The organism is Pseudoflavonifractor capillosus (assembly GCF_016899775.1).
Classification (GTDB): Bacteria; Bacillota; Clostridia; order Oscillospirales; family Oscillospiraceae; genus Lawsonibacter.
On the sequence record NZ_JACJJE010000172.1, the window covers coordinates 1 to 349 of the forward strand.

1 pseudogene is annotated in these 349 nt (G+C 53.3%); it reads right to left on the reverse strand.

Features of this window, described 5'->3' with window-relative positions:
* Positions 1 to 161: 161 nt before the first annotated feature.
* Positions 162 to 349 (reverse strand): annotated as a pseudogene (locus tag H6B31_RS17905) (cell wall anchor protein); the annotation flags it as partial.

A 349-nucleotide genomic window follows, 5' to 3' on the forward strand; every position in this document is an offset into this window, starting at 1 on the left:
TGTGATCACCGGCTCTACCGAAGTCGCGCTTCCATAGTCTGGGTCACCGGGTGCGTCAATATCGTAGCTCAATGCACTAGCGGACACTGCCATCATTGCCGTGATGTACAGAGCGGACAGGACAGACAGGATTCGTTTCATGGTATTCTCTCCTCTCTGGCTTAAGGATTTGTGTCATCTTCACCGCTGTTCTCTCTGCGATGTTTTAGGAACAGGGCCCCGCCGATACAAGCACTCACTAGTACCACCACGCCAAAGGGAACCAAAAGGACCATCCAATCAAAATTCAGCGGCGTTCCCTCCTCCGACATGGGGAACGGCTGAATGGGCGTTCCCTCAAAGATGGCCA